Source organism: Thauera carbonicopians (assembly GCF_025699485.1).
Taxonomy (GTDB): domain Bacteria; phylum Pseudomonadota; class Gammaproteobacteria; order Burkholderiales; family Rhodocyclaceae; genus Thauera.
On the sequence record NZ_JANUXN010000006.1, the window covers coordinates 45811 to 60475 of the forward strand.

14 protein-coding genes are annotated in these 14665 nt (G+C 66.9%); 7 read left to right on the top strand and 7 right to left on the bottom strand.

Annotated features, from left to right (window positions below):
• Positions 1-2 precede the first annotated feature (2 nt).
• From NX068_RS10205 to rpmE, 3 genes are all read right to left on the bottom strand, one after another.
• Entirely contained in the window at positions 3-2087 is a 2085-nt protein-coding gene (locus NX068_RS10205; protein ID WP_263461167.1) for a TonB-dependent siderophore receptor, read from the bottom strand.
• A gap of 409 nt (positions 2088-2496) precedes the next feature.
• Positions 2497-4152 (bottom strand): ArnT family glycosyltransferase, encoded by a 1656-nt coding sequence (locus NX068_RS10210; protein ID WP_263461168.1) that lies wholly within the window; start codon positions 4150-4152, stop codon positions 2497-2499.
• Between the two features lie 174 nt (positions 4153-4326).
• Positions 4327-4545: a 50S ribosomal protein L31 gene (gene rpmE, locus NX068_RS10215; protein ID WP_263461169.1), complete on the bottom strand. Its 219-nt coding sequence runs from the start codon at positions 4543-4545 to the stop codon at positions 4327-4329.
• A gap of 182 nt (positions 4546-4727) precedes the next feature.
• On the opposite strand from rpmE, the gene NX068_RS10220 reads away from it, so the two are divergent.
• The 5 genes from NX068_RS10220 (at position 4728) to NX068_RS10240 (ending at position 8047) form a co-directional block, all read left to right on the top strand.
• Positions 4728-5720 (top strand): tRNA dihydrouridine synthase, encoded by a 993-nt coding sequence (locus NX068_RS10220; protein ID WP_263461170.1) that lies wholly within the window; start codon positions 4728-4730, stop codon positions 5718-5720.
• Positions 5717-6397, top strand: coding sequence for a tRNA (guanine(46)-N(7))-methyltransferase TrmB (trmB, locus tag NX068_RS10225; protein WP_263461171.1), 681 nt, complete (start codon positions 5717-5719; stop codon positions 6395-6397). The genes NX068_RS10220 and trmB overlap by 4 nt, the downstream gene beginning before the upstream one ends.
• Before the next feature lie 58 nt (positions 6398-6455).
• The gene (locus NX068_RS10230; protein ID WP_263461172.1) at positions 6456-7187 is read left to right on the top strand and encodes a UPF0149 family protein; all 732 of its coding nucleotides are present in this window, start codon (positions 6456-6458) and stop codon (positions 7185-7187) included.
• Positions 7171-7512, top strand: a complete 342-nt coding sequence (locus NX068_RS10235; RefSeq protein ID WP_263461173.1) for a YkgJ family cysteine cluster protein — start codon at positions 7171-7173, stop codon at positions 7510-7512. The genes NX068_RS10230 and NX068_RS10235 overlap by 17 nt, the downstream gene beginning before the upstream one ends.
• Before the next feature lie 145 nt (positions 7513-7657).
• Entirely contained in the window at positions 7658-8047 is a 390-nt protein-coding gene (locus tag NX068_RS10240) for a YkgJ family cysteine cluster protein (RefSeq protein WP_263461174.1), read from the top strand.
• Here NX068_RS10240 and NX068_RS10245 read toward each other — a convergent pair whose 3' ends face one another.
• Positions 8048-8956 (bottom strand): ATP adenylyltransferase family protein, encoded by a 909-nt coding sequence (locus tag NX068_RS10245; RefSeq protein ID WP_263461175.1) that lies wholly within the window; start codon positions 8954-8956, stop codon positions 8048-8050.
• 92 nt (positions 8957-9048) lie between these two features.
• Between NX068_RS10245 and NX068_RS10250 the strand changes: the two genes are divergently transcribed.
• Positions 9049-9276, top strand: coding sequence for an RNA-binding S4 domain-containing protein (locus NX068_RS10250; protein WP_263461176.1), 228 nt, complete (start codon positions 9049-9051; stop codon positions 9274-9276).
• A gap of 29 nt (positions 9277-9305) precedes the next feature.
• Here the strand turns inward: NX068_RS10250 and NX068_RS10255 are convergent, their stop codons facing one another.
• The 3 genes from NX068_RS10255 to NX068_RS10265 are packed head-to-tail and all read right to left on the bottom strand — an operon-like array spanning position 9306 to position 11854.
• A complete protein-coding gene (locus tag NX068_RS10255) occupies positions 9306-11051 on the bottom strand; it encodes a potassium channel family protein (RefSeq protein ID WP_263461177.1) in 1746 nt (581 codons plus the stop codon).
• A 9-nt stretch (positions 11052-11060) separates the two neighbouring features.
• Positions 11061-11444, bottom strand: a complete 384-nt coding sequence (locus NX068_RS10260) for a DUF6394 family protein (protein WP_263461178.1) — start codon at positions 11442-11444, stop codon at positions 11061-11063.
• On the bottom strand, positions 11441-11854 hold the full coding sequence (locus tag NX068_RS10265; RefSeq protein WP_263461179.1) for a YchJ family protein: 414 nt from the start codon (positions 11852-11854) through the stop codon (positions 11441-11443). The genes NX068_RS10260 and NX068_RS10265 overlap by 4 nt, the downstream gene beginning before the upstream one ends.
• A gap of 209 nt (positions 11855-12063) precedes the next feature.
• On the opposite strand from NX068_RS10265, the gene acnB reads away from it, so the two are divergent.
• Positions 12064-14661 (top strand): bifunctional aconitate hydratase 2/2-methylisocitrate dehydratase, encoded by a 2598-nt coding sequence (gene acnB / locus NX068_RS10270; protein ID WP_263461180.1) that lies wholly within the window; start codon positions 12064-12066, stop codon positions 14659-14661.
• Positions 14662-14665 lie beyond the last annotated feature (4 nt).

Consider the following 14665-nt stretch of genomic DNA (forward strand, 5'->3'; position numbering starts at 1 on the left):
GATCAGTTCCACTGGTACTGCAACTGCACATCCACCGTCCGTTCGTTGCCGTAGTAGCAGTAGAAGTCGCAGCCGCTGACGTACTTCTTGTCGGTCAGGTTGCGGGCGTTGAGCTGCACCGCCCAGGCACGGTCGATCTGGTAGCGCGCCATGAAGTCGAGCAGGGTATAGCTGTCGATGCGCTCGCCCGGGTAGTAGCGCTCATCCTCGGTCGAGCCGTTGTAACGCGCGCCCGCCGCCAGCGTCAGACCCTGGCTGTTGGGCAGTTCGAGGCGATGGCTGAGCCATAGGCTGGCCTGGTGCTTGGGCAGCAGCGGCGTGCGGATGGTCTGGGTGTCGGTGACGTCCTGGCGCGAATGGTTGTGGGTGTAGGACAGCTTGAGCGCGGTATTGGGCGTCAGGTTGAAATCGCCTTCCAGTTCCACGCCCTTGTTGGTGCGCTTGCCGGTCTGCGTCTGGATGTTGGACGCATCCGAGACCAGCGCATTCTTTTCCTCGACGTCGAAGTAGGCCAGCGTGATGGTGCCGTCCAGCCAGCTCGGCTGCAGCTTGATACCCACTTCCGTCTGCTGGCCCTCATAAGGCCGGTAGGCCTTGCCGTAGCCGTCCACGCCGGCAACCGGCTTGAACGACTCGGAGTAGCTGATGTAAGGCGAGATGCCGTTGTCACCGATGTACATGGCACCGACGTTCACGCTGTTCTTGCTCTCGTCGTAACTGGAGTCGGCGCCGTTGACGAGGCCGTCGTTCTTGACGCGGTCGTGGCGGAGGCCGGCATTGAAGTTCCAGTTCGCCCCCAGCCGGAGCTGGGCGGAGGCATAGACGCCGACTTGCTTCGAATCGATGTCGTATGGCGTACCGGTCACCGCGAAGGGCTGGCCGTAAACCGGTGCGAACATGTCCAGGTTCGGCACGTAGCCGAAGCCGTTGTTCCGGCCGGAAGTGTCGGACTTCAGATAGTCGATGCCGACGGTGGGCAGGATCTCCACGCTGTCGCTCAGGCGCAGGCGGCCGCTGACGCGGTTGTCGATGTAGTGCGACTTGGTCCTGCCGTCGGTGAAGGAGTAGCCGCGCCACAGTTGGCGGTCTCCGTCCGAGTTCCAGGCGAAGACGTTGAGCTGATCGAGATCCAGGTGGGAGAACTTGTAGTTCTGCGTGAAGGTCCAGTCGTTGGCGAACTTGTGGCTGAACAGCCAGCCGGCGCTGATCTGGGTGCGCTCGAGCTTGTCGGCATCGGGCTCGCCGACGTGGGTACGCCGGTCGATGCGGCCGTAAGGCGTCTTGATGATGGTGCCGTAGGCCGGCAGGAAGCCGTTGGTCGGGTTGCCATCCTCGCGCTGGATGCTGCCCAGCAGCGTCAGCGTGGTACGGTCGCTGAAGTCGATGCTCAGGCTCGGGGCGAGGTAATGGCTCTTCATGTCGGTGCCGCGCTGCATGCCGTCTTCGTTGCGGGTCTGCGCGACGATGCGGTAATAGACCGAGCCGTCTTCGTTGGCCAGGCCGTTGTAATCGGCGCTGATGCCGCGGCGATCGCGCGTGCCGACTTCCGCGTTCAGTTGCAGCGATTCCTTCTTGTGCGGACGCTTGGTGATGAGGTTGACCACGCCACCCGCCTCGGAGGCGCCGAACACCAGGGAATTGGGCCCCTTCAGCACTTCGACCGACTCGACGCCGAAGATCTCCGGTTTCCAGACGAAGAAGCCGTTCGGCGTCGTCGGTGTGCCGTCCAGCATCGTGGAGGCGTCGAAGCCGCGGATCTTGAACCATTCCACCTTGTTGTCGCCGCCGAAAGGCTCGCTGAGGATGCCGGCCTGGTACTGCAGTGCCTGGTCGAGCTTGCGCGCGCCTTGCGCTTCGATGGCCTGCCGGTCGATCACCGCGCTGGAGTTCGGTGCGTAGAAATCCAGGCTTTGCAGCTCGTCGACCGAGCCGACCACGGTCACGGCCTGCAGCGTCTGCGCCGAATCACCGGCCGTTGCCTGGGCTGCCGCATCGAGCCCTTGCGCATGGATCGGCCCTGCCAGCCCCATGCCCCCCGTCGTTGCCAGAACCGCCCACATGATGGGTGTGTACGTCAGTTTCCTCATGATTTGTCTGCCTACAGTCGATCGAGAAGAGGGTAGGGGAAAGGCTGGCGCGTCCAGTCCTTGGGTTTGTTGCGACGCTGTTCCGCCCAGCCTGCGGATTTTATATGTAATCGAGAATTATTTACAAAATCATCAAAAAAATTGCAATGTGGACAAGAGGCAGCATCAGCCGGCGCAGCTTGAAGCCGATGAAGCACGGCTTCGGGTGCGCAGGCTGATTTGCTTTACAGAGAGAGCTGGTCGAGATCTGGAAGCCGAAAGGACACGCCGGCTTCGAGGAGGCTGATGCCGATCGAAGCCGAAGCGCGTCATTCACTCCAGCGGACAAGGCCGGCAGCAGCGGTTTTGGAATCCGGCATCCGGTGGCGCAAGCCTCGAGGCGGCAGAGGGTAGGTTCACGCTTTCCCGCTCAGGGCAGCTCCCGCCTCAACAGCACGAAATGCTCCGCCCGCCGCCCCGCGCCGCGCTGGAACTCCCACACGGCCTGCCACTCCGGTGCGAGCGGCGTCTGCTGCGGAGCATCGTCCATCACCAGCAGCAGCGGGCAGGGCGTGCTGTCGTCGATGATGCGTTCGGGGCGCAGGCCGGCGAAATAGTCGAGCGAGGTTTTCACGTGCGCCGGCAGACCGGTGGTGGCGATGCAGGCGTCGGGGCTGGTCTCGCGTTCGCCGGTGACGGCGATGTCGAGCGAGCGCACCATTTCGCGGTAGCTGCGGCTGTTGTCGAACCAGGGCATCAGCAGCACGACCGCCAGGCACCACAGCATGGTCAGGCCGATGGCCCAGTTGGCGGGGGCGCGCGAGCTGGAGCGTGGCAGCTTCCACAGCAGGGCGATCCAGATCAGGCTGATCACCGCGCCGAGCACGGCCTGGAAGACCGGGTCGGGCAGCACGAAGTCGGGGGCGTTGCGGGCGACGTGGCGGGCGAGGCCGGGCGGCCAGCCGGCGGACTGGGCGGACCAGGCGAGCCACACCAGGATGCCGAACACCGCCAGGCTCATCAGCGAGAACCAGTCGAAGGCATTGGCGGCGCCGCGCCGCAGGCTGGGCACGCCGCCGGCGGCGAGCAGGGCCATGGCGGGCAGGATGGGCAGTGCCGCGGCCTGGGAGAGGTCGCCGGCAGCGGCGAAGACCGCGATCGTCAGCAGGGCGCTGAGGCCCGGCAGCAGCCAGCGCAGGTCGCCCAGCGTGCGCCGGCCGCGCCACAGGCTCCACAGCGCGATGGGCCACAATGGCCAGGTGAACCAGCCGAACAGTTCGAGCCCGCGCATGATCTCGCCCGATGCCAGCGGATCACTGCCGAGGCGCGCCCATTCCGTGTGCAGCCACAGGTTCAGCAGTTCGGGCTGGTGGAGATGGACGGCCAGCGGCCACAGCGCCGATAGCGTGAGGGCGAGGCACAGCCCCAGCAGCAGGGCGCCGCTGGCGCGCGGGTTGCGGCAGTCGCTGCTGAACAGCATGATCAGCGGGAACAGCGGCGCGGTCAGCAGCAGCCCGCTGAGGCCGGTGGAGAGGAAGGCCAGGGCGCTGCCGAGGCCGGCGAGCAGGGCGCCGTCGAGGGGGGAGTGCGGCACGCGCGACAGGCCGCGCAGCGTCAGCGCGACCGTCGCCACGAGGGCGAGCAGGGGCTGGGTTTCGTGAGCGTGGAGGACGAGGCCGAGCGCGCCCAGCATCAGCAGCGCGCCGGGGGTGCGCGCCGGCCGGCCGTACAGCGCTTCCGCGCTGCGGGCGGAGAAATACACGCCCAGCGCGACGAAGAGTGCGCTCGCCAGGCGGGCGCCTTCGTGCAGCGCCAGAAAACCGCTGCTGGCCCAGGCCAGCAGGGCGCCGGTCCAGTAATACAGCGGCGGATAGTCGGGCAGGGCTTCGCCGGCCAGCATCGGGAACAGCCAACCCTCGCCCTGCAGCATGCTCAGGATCGGCCCGAAATGACGGGCGTCGTCGCCGCGCCAGGGATCGTGCCCGGCCAGGCCGACGAGCAGGTAGAGGCCGACCAGCAGCGTGATGCCGAGCGTGCCGTAGATACGGCGCTGCAACAGGGAGGGCGTTTCGGGTTCTCGAATCATGCGCGCATTGTGGGGCGGAGCGCTCCGGCAGGCAAAGGCGGCGGCTCGAAGCCGGGTTGGGCTTCGAGCTGAACAATGGTTTCGACGATAAAAAAGGCAGCCGCGGCTGCCTTTTTTGCGAAGTGCCGCGAGTCCGACTGAGCGGGGGGCACGAATCCGGCTGTGCAGCCGCGATCAGCTGGCGCGCTGGACGCTGCCGTACTTCTGGCGGAAGCGCTCGACGCGGCCGGCAGTGTCGACGATCTTCTGTTTGCCGGTGTAGAACGGGTGGCAGGCGGAGCAGACTTCGACGTGGTACTGGGGCTTGCCGACGGTGGAGCGGGTGGTGAAGGTGTTGCCGCAGGAGCAGGTCACGTTCACGTCGTCGTATTTCGGATGGATGTCCGCTTTCATGGTGTCTTCCTGATGCGCGCGGGCGGCGGTTGTGACCGCCCTGAGTGGTAAAGAGGCGGAATTATCCGCGACTGGGCAATGGCTGGCAAGTGGAAATCGGCTTGCGGCCGCGTCTGGATTAGAATTCCGCTCCCCGCGCGGCTTGCCGCGCCGCCGATGAACTTGTTTCGGGAAGTACCGGTTTGCGCCTGCTGCTTGCTCCGATGGAAGGCCTGCTCGATGACGTGCTGCGTGCCGCGCTGACCGCGTCGGGCGGCTACGACCACGTGGTGACCGAGTTCGCGCGCGTTTCCGGCACGCTGCTGCCCGAGCGCTTCTTCCGCCGCATTGCGCCGGAGCTGCGGCAGGGCAGCCATACCGCGGGCGGAACGCCGGTGCATGTGCAGTTGCTCGGCTCCGACCCGGCCTGCATGCACGACAACGCCGCGCGGCTGGCCGGCCTGGCACCGGCGGGCGTGGATCTCAACTTCGGCTGCCCGGCGCCGACGGTGAATCGCCATCGCGGCGGTGCGGCGCTGCTGAACGAGCCCGAGCTGCTGAACCGTATCGCCGTCGCCGTGCGCGCCGCCGTGCCGGCATCGATTCCGCTCAGCGCCAAGATGCGGCTGGGCATCGACGACGCGGGGCGGGCGATCGAATGCGCGCAGGCACTGAGCGAAGGCGGCGCCGGCACGCTGGTCGTGCATGCGCGCACCAAGGCCGACGGCTATCGCCCGCCGGCGCACTGGGAGTGGGTCGCCCGCATCGACGATGCCGTGGCGGTGCCGGTGGTGGCCAATGGCGAAGTCTGGAGCGCGGCCGACTGGCGGCGCTGCCGGGCGGTGTCCGGCGTCGACGACGTGATGCTGGGCCGCGGCGCGGTGGCGGATCCTTTCCTGGCCGCGCGCATCCGTGCCGGCAGGCTGGAACAGCCCGATGCCGAGGAGCGGGCGCAGGAATGGGCGGCGCTGCTGCCGCTGCTCGGCGCCTTCCGCGAGCGCGTCAGGCACAAGGTCGAGGCGAAGCACGCACCCGGGCGCATCAAGCAGTGGCTTCACCTGCTGGCGCGCAACTATCCGCAGGCGCAGCAGCTGTTCGCCGCCATCCGCAGCCTGCGCACGCTGGCCGAAGTCGACGGCGTGCTGCTGCGCCACGGCGTGCCGGCGCCGGCCATCAATCCATCCAGCATCGCATGAGCTACGCCAACTCCCGCATCCCGCAAAGCGCCCAGCACGGCATCCACGAGCGCCTCGACGCGCTGGTGCGCAAGCATCTCGCCGAGCCTTTCCGCAAGCCGATCACGCCTTACAACCGCGAGGCCTTCGAGCTCAGCCTCGGCGGCTGGGACGGCAAGGCGCCGCTGATCCTGGATGCGGGCTGCGGCGTCGGCCACAGCAGCATCCAGATTGCGCGCGCCCATCCCGGACACTGGGTGATCGGCGTCGACCAGTCGCAGGACCGGCTTGAGCGCAGGAAGCCTTATCCGGATGCGCTGATGCCGCGCAACCTGGTGTTCGTCCGCGCCGACCTGGTCGATTACTGGCGCTTGCTCGACGAGGCGGGTCTGCGGCTGGCGCGGCATTACATCCTGTATCCGAATCCCTGGCCCAAGATCGGGCATCTGGCCCGGCGCTGGCATGCGCACCCGGTGTTTCCCTTCATCCCGCGTCTCGGCGGCGTGCTGGAATGCCGCAGCAACTGGGATGTCTATATTCAGGAGATGGCGGCGGCGCTGTCGATCGCGCTCGGGCGGGAAATACGGTGGGAAAGCTTCCCCGCCGAAGTGCCGATCAGCCCTTTCGAGCGCAAGTACCGCGATTCCGGCCAGACGCTGTACCGGCTCGAAGTCGATCTGCGCGGCGAGCCCTGCTGATTCGCTTGCCGTCCGGCGCGGCTTCGGCCACCCTTGCAGCCATTTCCGGAGAATTGCCATGACCGAGCCCCACAACCCCTATCTGATGAGCGACGAGGATTTCGAGGCACTCGAAGAAGTGCTGACCTCCGACATCGTCCCCGAGGACTGCATGGACCTCGAGATGCTCGACGGCTTCCTCGCCGGCGTGCTGATCTCGCCGCGGCCGATTCCGGTGGAGCGCTGGCTGCCGGATGTCTGGTCCGCACATGGCGAGGAGGCGAGCTTCAGCGGCGGCCGCGGGCTGCAGCGGGCGATCCGCCTGGTGAAGGCCTATTACAACGAGATGGTGAGCACGCTCGGCCTCGACGACGATGACGAGATCTGCTGGGAGCCTTTCTGCTTCGCCATCGCCGAAGGCGACACGCTGAAAGTCGGCGAGGAATGGCTGGAAGGCTTCGCCCAAGGCCTGGATCTGTGGCCGCAGGGCTGGGAAGAAGGCCTGGACGAAGAGACCGTCACCGCCGTGCGGGACACGCTGGACGAAGTGCTGGCGCCGTGGGCGGAGGATTCCGCTGCCGAAGCCGGCGAGGAAACGCGCCTGGAATGGCTGGGGGCGATGGGCGAGGCGGTCAACGACATCTATGCGCATTGGCGGGATGCCGGCATTCCGGCGCCGGCACTGCTCGAAGCGGATGCGCCGCGCGAGCCTGCCGCCACCGGCCCCGGCCGCAACGACCCTTGCCCCTGCGGCAGCGGCAAGAAGTTCAAGAAGTGCTGCGGCGCGCTCGACGATGGCGGGGCAGCCTGACGACCACTGCACGCGTTGCGGCGCGTGCTGTGCCGCCTTCCGCGTCGATTTCCATCATTCCGAACTCGAAAGCGCCACGCCGGGTGGCGTTCCCGACGGCCTGACGGTGCCGGTCACGACCACGCTGGTGCGCATGCGCGGCACCGATGCCGCGCCGCCGCGCTGCGTGGCGCTGGCCGGCGAGATCGGCACGGCGGTGCGCTGTACGCTGTATGCCAGCCGGCCTTCACCGTGCCGGGACTTCGCGCCCTATGCGGCGCTGGGCATCGGCGAGGATGCCTGCGATCGTGCCCGTGCGCGCCATGGGCTGCTGCCGCTGGGCTGATTAAATTTCTGCAAATATTTTCGGCAAATAACTGATAAAAAAGAAGTTTCGGGTGATTTCCGGGCGCTTTCCGCAGCGTTAGAATGCGCGCCTGCCGGGAAACCGGCAGCCCCATGACCGCATCTCCACCGCCGAAAGCCCGAACATGGAAGAGCCGAACCCCTGCATCACCTGTGGCATCTGCTGTACCCATTTCCGCATTTCGTTCTATTGGGCGGAAGCCGATGATGCGCCGGGCGGCTTCGTGCCGGCGGGGATGACCGAAAGGCTGAACCACAGCATGCGCTGCATGAAGGGCAGCAACCAGGTGCCGCGGCGCTGCTCGGCCCTGTCGGGCACGGTGGGCGAGCAGGTCGCCTGTACGATCTACGAGAACCGGCCCACGCCTTGCCGCGAATTCCCGGTGTATTTCGACGACGGCCGGCCGAACCCGAAGTGCGACGAGCTGCGCGCAACGATCGGTTTGCCACCGCTGCCGCATGCACCGATGCCCAACGCGCCTTCGCCCCACACGCCCTTGCCGAACGCGGCCTGATCAGCGCGGAAAGCCCACCGCGGCCAGCACCGCGAGCGGACCTTCGGCGCGCAAGCGCTCGATCTGCGCGGGCGAGCGGACGAACAGCGAGCCGGCATAGCCGAGCGAGTTGATGGAGATGTCCTGCCACTTCTCCAGCCGGCGCGGCACCACCAGCAGCCAGTCGCGGCTCACGAGCAGGTTGTAGGGCGGCATCGGGTCGGCCACCGGCGGCAGGGAGACGGCCTGGCAGGCGGTGGCGAAGGCGTCCTGCAAGGTCCGGCCGGCCGCCGCCGGATCGCACCAGTCGATGCCGGCTAGACAAACGAAGGCGTGCTGCCAGGGCAGGGCGGCGTTGCGCTGGGCGATGCCGGGTGCGTCGATGCGCAGCGGTCGGCTGAAGGCGGCAAAGCCGTCGTCGGCGCGCAGGGCTGAGTCCGGCACCCATTGCAGATGCTTGTGCGCCTGGCTGGCGCCGGCGATGCGGCCGCCGTTGTAGAAGCCGAGCCCGCCCTGCGGGCCGAGAATCGTCGCCAGGGCGCGGAAATCGGCTGTGCTCAGCGGCGCCGTCTGGGCCTCGAAGGCACGGGTCACGATCAGCAGGTGATGGTCGATGACCGGAAACTTGTTCAGCACGACGATGTGTCCGTCACCGAGATGGGTGACGGTCAGCGCCGGCTCGGGCGGCAGGAAGGGGTTGAAGTCGGCGCGGCGCGCGCTGATGCTGGCGACGCGGGCCTGGTCCTTGAGCGCGAGCGAGGACACCCAGCGGACCGAGAAGCTCAATTCGCCTTCGCTGATCAGCGTGCTTTCGGTCCTGATCGGCTGCAGCGCGCCGGTCGCGAGCGCGTTGCGGATGGTCTGCCCGGACAGGTCGAGCAAGGCGTCGCTGCGGCAGTCGAGCGGTGCGGTGGCGTGAAAACTGGTCATGGGACGGCGGTACAGGCGACAATGCCGCATTCTGACATGAGCGGACGCAGGCCCGGGCGGGCCGGCGCTGTTCGGCCTTAGTGGAATTTTTCATGAGCATTTCCTTTGCCGTGCGCGGCGAGCACATCCAGCTCGATCAATTGCTGAAAGCCACCGCGCTGGTGGGCTCGGGCGGCGTTGCCCATGCGGTGGTCGAGGCCGGTGAAGTGAAGGTCGACGGCAAGGTGGAGAGCCGCAAGCGGGCCAAGCTGCGTCCCGGCCAGCGGGTGCAGTTCGGCGGCGAGGAAATCGTCCTGGTCGCCGGCGAGGACGTCAGCTGAACGGCGTCTGAATGGCGCCGGTGCAGGCTTCAGGGGAGCTGCGGTTTGGTCCGCTTCGCGCCCCGCCGTGACAGCTTGCGCCAGATCCAGCCGCCCGGCAGGTCTTCGCCGCTCAGCAGCCAGGCGAGCGTGTGCTCGTAGGCGATGTTGAGCGCAAAGGCATCGCGGGCGCGGCGCCTGCCGGCCAGCAGCAGCTCGTCTCCAGGCCTGAGCGCGGTGTCGGGTGGCGGCATCAGCAGATGGTCGTCGTCGTCGCGTTCGAGATAGAGCACTTCGCAGTCCAGCCGGGCGCCGGGTTCGGTCGCAGAGCGCAGCACCTGATCGAGTGTGATGGTTTCGCCGCGCATCAGGCGCTGCTGCAGGGCAGGGGCACGGCTCAGGTTGACGCGTTCGCTCCAGACTTCCGGCACTTTCCAGCCGAAGCGCCCGGTCAGGCGTTCTAGCTGTTCGGCACACCAGCCGTCGCCGTGGCCCTGGATGTCGCGCAGGAAAGGTTCGAGCAGCGGCGTGGCGAGAATGGCGAGGCATTCGTGGGCGATGATCTCGCTCGGCACCACGGTGATGTCCGATTCGAAGGTGTCGAACAGCACCTGGTTCTCCTGGAGGTTCTGGCGCAGGATCACGAACAGTTCGGGGTTCAGTTGCCGCGCGTTGACCGCGATCGCCAGGTTGTCGATATCCGAACTGGTGGCGACGACGATGCCGGTGGCCTGCTGCACGCCGGCTTCGAGCAGGGTTTCGGCGCCGGTGCCGTCGCCCTGTATCCAGCGATGCGCGCCATCCGGCGGTTCGCTGCGGTCGATGACCGTGACCGGCAGCGATTCGGCGTCCATCGCATCGACCATCCAGTGGCCGAAGCGGCCGTGCCCGCAGACGATCCAGGCGCCGCGCGGTGGGCTGCGATGGCGGTCGACGGTGGTGCCGGGCAGGCCGGTCAGCCAGGCCAGCAGTTGCGAGGTGGCCGGCGCGTGCAGTGCGGTGGACAGTGTTTCGGAAAAGCGCTCGAAGGGGTTGATGATGTGCCGCGTGCCGAAGGAGGCCATGTTGGCCGAGGTCGAGCGGTGTTCTGCGCGGCACAGCGCGGGCAGTTTCGGCGCCATCAGCCGGCTCGCGATGGCGATGGCGAGGTTGGAGGCGTCGTCGTTGGTCAGCGCGATGACGCCGGCGCAGTGCGGATGGGTGAGACCCGCGTCGCGCAGCACTTCGGGGTTGGAGGCGTCGGCGCAGAGCGCAGGCACGTCGGCCGAAAAGCTGCGCAGGCCGATTTCGCCGACCCGGGTCTCGTCGATTTCGACCACGACCGCGCGCAGCCTCATGCGGTCGAGCGCCTTGCAGATCAGGCGGCCGGTCTCGCCGTAGCCGCAGACGATGTAGAAGGGCTCGCGCAGGCGGCGCACTGCGCGCACGAAGCGCTGGGCGGCGATCGCCTGCTGCAGGCTGCGGTCCGACAGCACCGCGAACAGCGTGCCGAGCGTGTAGGCCCAGCCGATCACCGACATGTAGATGCAGGCCATCACCCACAGCCGCTGCTGCTCGGAGAAGCTGTGCGGGACTTCGCCGAAACCGATGGTGGTCGCGGTGTAGCTCATGAAGTACAGCGCGTGGAAGAAGCTCAGGTAGGTGGCCTGGCCGTCTTCGCCGACGCCAGGCATCAGCGTGAGGCCGAGCACCGACACCGCCATGATGACGATCAGCAGGATCAGCGGCGCACGCAGCCGCCGCAGGATCAGGAAGAAGATGCCGTGGTGCCGCGCCAGCGGCTGCACGTCTTTCATCGCACCGGATCAGCGCCGCTGCATGATCGTTTCGGCGATCAGGATCACCACCGAAACGAGGTTGGCGAGCAGCGCGCCGCCCGACAGCGACACCACGTTGGCGGTGGCTGCCGCGGTGAGGCCGGCGCCGGACACATGCACGGCATAGCCCCACACCATCGCCGCGGCGATCAACTGCAGGTCGGCCACCAGGCTGGTGGCGAGATGCACGGCGCCGATCTGGGTGCGGTCGCCGAACTTGAGCACCGTCGCGATCAGGCTCACCACCAGCGCGGCGAAGAGTTCATAGACGTCGTGATGCGCGGGGTTGTCGACTTCGCCGACGAAGAAGCCGAAGTTGAGCGTCGCGGCGAGCAGGATGAAGAAGCCGAAGATGACTTTCTCGAGGTTCATTGCCGTGCTTCTCCTTCGGCAGTGCCGCCGTCGATGTCGCCATCGACGTAGTACCAGAGGCCGTCTTCGCGGACGAAGCGGCTGTTTTCGTGCAGGCGCCGGGCGCGGCCACCGACGCGGTAGCGGGCGAGGAACTCGACCTGCGCGTTGTTGCCGTCGGGCTGGCTGCGGGACAGGATCTTCAGGCCGATCCATTTGGGGGGCGGATCTTCATCGAGGTCGAGCGTGACCGGGCGGGTGCTGCCGTGCCAGGTGCGCAGCAGATAGGCGGCATCGCGCCGGGTGAAGGCGGTGTAGCGCGAACGCATCAGGGCTTCGGCGCTGGTGGCGGCGCTTTCGCCGGCGAGCAGCGGGCCGCAGCAGCGTGCGAAAGGCTGGCCCGATTCACAGGGGCAGGGCGTCGTTTTCATCGGCTCGGGATGCTATACCTCATTCAAGGCCGCCATTCTGCTCCAAGGTGCCGGCAGGGAGTAGAATTGCGGCGCCTTTCATGCGGATACGATGTCTTTCTGTTGCGGTGCACCGCCAGTCTTATAAAAGACATATAATCCGTCCCGATCCGCGCGGGTGATCCTCGCGCGGGGCCCCGATCACCGCCACGAAAAGTGAGGAACTCACCGTGCTTGAAGCCTACCGTGCCCATGTCGCCGAACGCGCCGCTCTCGGTATCCCCCCGCTGCCGCTGAACAAGCAGCAGGTCACCGAACTGGTCGCCCTGCTCAAGAATCCCCCCGCCGGCGAGGAAGACTTCCTCGTCGAGCTGCTGACCTATCGTGTGCCGGCCGGCGTGGATGACGCCGCCAAGGTCAAGGCCGAGTTCCTGGCCAAGGTCGCCAAGGGCGAAGAGGCCTGTGGCCTGGTGTCGCGCGCCAAGGCCACGGAACTGCTCGGCACCATGCTGGGCGGCTTCAACATCAAGCCGATGATTGACCTGCTGGGCGACGCCGAAGTCGGCGCGGTCGCGGCCGAGGGCCTGAAGAAGACCCTGCTGATGTTCGACTACTTCCACGACGTCAAGGAACTGGCCGAGCAGGGCAACGCCAACGCCAAGGCCGTGATGCAGTCCTGGGCCGACGCCGAGTGGTTCACCAGCCGCCCGGAAGTCCCCGCCTCGCAGAAGCTGACGGTGTTCAAGGTCACCGGCGAAACCAACACCGACGACCTGTCGCCGGCACCGGACGCCTGGTCGCGCCCCGACATCCCGCTGCACGCGCTGGCGATGCTGAAGAACCCGCGCCCGGGCATCGAGCCGGAAGAAGCCGGCGTGCGCGGCCCGGTCAAGTTCCTCGAAGAGCTGAAGGCCAAGGGCAACCTGGTCGCCTACGTCGGCGACGTGGTCGGCACCGGCTCCTCGCGCAAATCCGCCACCAACTCGGTGCTGTGGTTCACCGGCGAGGACATCCCCTTTGTGCCGAACAAGCGCTTCGGCGGCGTCTGCCTCGGCTCCAAGATCGCGCCGATCTTCTTCAACACCATGGAAGACGCCGGTGCGCTGCCGATCGAGATCGACGCCGGCCAGATGGACATGGGCGACGAGATCGAGCTGAAGGTCGACCAGGCCAGCGGCAAGGTCACCGCGCTGAAGAACGGTGCCGTGATCGCCGAATCGCAGCTCAAGACCCTGGTGATCCTCGACGAAGTGCGCGCCGGCGGCCGCATTCCGCTGATCATCGGCCGCGGCCTGACCACCAAGGCGCGTGAAGCGCTGGGCCTGCCGCCGTCGACGCTGTTCCGCCTGCCGCAGGCGCCCGCCGACAGCGGCAAGGGCTTCTCGCTGGCGCAGAAGATGGTCGGCCGCGCCTGCGGCCTGCCGGAAGGCCAGGGCATCCGCCCGGGCACCTACTGCGAACCCAAGATGACCACCGTCGGCTCGCAGGACACCACCGGCCCGATGACCCGCGACGAACTGAAGGATCTCGCCTGCCTCGGCTTCTCCGCCGACCTGGTGATGCAGTCCTTCTGCCACACCGCCGCCTATCCGAAGCTGGTCGACGTCAAGATGCACCGCGAACTGCCGAGCTTCATCAGCACCCGCGGCGGCGTCAGCCTGCGTCCGGGCGACGGCGTGATCCACTCCTGGCTCAACCGCCTGCTGCTGCCCGACACCGTCGGTACCGGCGGCGACTCGCACACCCGCTTCCCGATCGGCATCTCCTTCCCGGCCGGCTCCGGCCTGGTGGCTTTCGCGGCCGCCACCGGCGTGATGCCGCTGGACATGCCCGAATCGGTGCTGGTGCGCTTCAAGGGCACGCTGCAGCCGGGCGTCACGCTGCGCGACTTGGTCAATGCGATTCCGCTGTACGCGATCCGCCAGGGCCTGCTGACGGTCGAGAAGAAGGGCAAGAAGAACATCTTCTCCGGCCGCATCCTCGAAATCGAAGGTCTGCCCGACCTGAAGGTGGAACAGGCTTTTGAGCTCACCGACGCCTCGGCCGAGCGTTCGGCCGCCGGCTGCACGGTGCATCTGAACAAGGCGCCGATCGTCGAGTACATGAACTCGAACATCACGCTGATGAAGTGGATGATCGCCAACGGCTACGAAGATGCCCGCACCCTGAAGCGCCGCATCAAGGCGATGGAAGACTGGATCGCCAACGGCGAACTGCTGGCGGGCGATGCCGATGCCGAGTACGCCGCGGTCATCGATATCGACCTGGCCGACATCAAGGAGCCGATCGTCGCCTGCCCGAACGACCCGGACGACGTCAAGTTCCTGTCCGAAGTCGCCGGCGACAAGATCGACGAAGTCTTCATCGGTTCGTGCATGACCAACATCGGCCACTTCCGCGCCGCCGGCAAGGTGCTGGACGGCAAGACCGACATCCCGACCCGCCTGTGGATCGCGCCGCCGACCAAGATGGACGCGATGATCCTCAACGAGGAAGGCTATTACGGCGTGCTCGGCAAGTCCGGCGCCCGCATGGAGATGCCGGGCTGCTCGCTGTGCATGGGCAACCAGGCGCAGATCCGCAAGGGCAGCACCGCGATGTCGACCTCGACGCGCAACTTCCCCAACCGCCTCGGTATCGACACCCGCGTCTATCTGGGGTCGGCCGAACTGGCTGCGGTGTGCGCGCTGATGGGCAAGATCCCGACCGTGCAGGAGTACACGGCGCAGGTCGAGATCGTCAATCAGAAGGCCGGCGACATCTACCGCTACATGAACTTCGACCAGATCGAAGAATTCCGCGCGGTGGCGGATACCGTCGAGGTGTAAGCAA

Coding starts and splice junctions, on each gene's coding strand:
- NX068_RS10245 (WP_263461175.1), bottom strand. CDS start 8,956: ATGACCAGTTTTCACGCCACCGCACCGCTCGACTGCCGCAGCGACGCC.
- trmB (WP_263461171.1), top strand. CDS start 5,717: ATGAGCTACGCCAACTCCCGCATCCCGCAAAGCGCCCAGCACGGCATC.
- NX068_RS10265 (WP_263461179.1), bottom strand. CDS start 11,854: ATGAAAACGACGCCCTGCCCCTGTGAATCGGGCCAGCCTTTCGCACGC.
- NX068_RS10205 (WP_263461167.1), bottom strand. CDS start 2,087: ATGAGGAAACTGACGTACACACCCATCATGTGGGCGGTTCTGGCAACG.
- NX068_RS10250 (WP_263461176.1), top strand. CDS start 9,049: ATGAGCATTTCCTTTGCCGTGCGCGGCGAGCACATCCAGCTCGATCAA.
- rpmE (WP_263461169.1), bottom strand. CDS start 4,545: ATGAAAGCGGACATCCATCCGAAATACGACGACGTGAACGTGACCTGC.
- NX068_RS10260 (WP_263461178.1), bottom strand. CDS start 11,444: ATGAACCTCGAGAAAGTCATCTTCGGCTTCTTCATCCTGCTCGCCGCG.
- NX068_RS10210 (WP_263461168.1), bottom strand. CDS start 4,152: ATGATTCGAGAACCCGAAACGCCCTCCCTGTTGCAGCGCCGTATCTAC.
- NX068_RS10240 (WP_263461174.1), top strand. CDS start 7,658: ATGGAAGAGCCGAACCCCTGCATCACCTGTGGCATCTGCTGTACCCAT.
- NX068_RS10230 (WP_263461172.1), top strand. CDS start 6,456: ATGACCGAGCCCCACAACCCCTATCTGATGAGCGACGAGGATTTCGAG.
- NX068_RS10255 (WP_263461177.1), bottom strand. CDS start 11,051: ATGAAAGACGTGCAGCCGCTGGCGCGGCACCACGGCATCTTCTTCCTG.
- NX068_RS10235 (WP_263461173.1), top strand. CDS start 7,171: ATGGCGGGGCAGCCTGACGACCACTGCACGCGTTGCGGCGCGTGCTGT.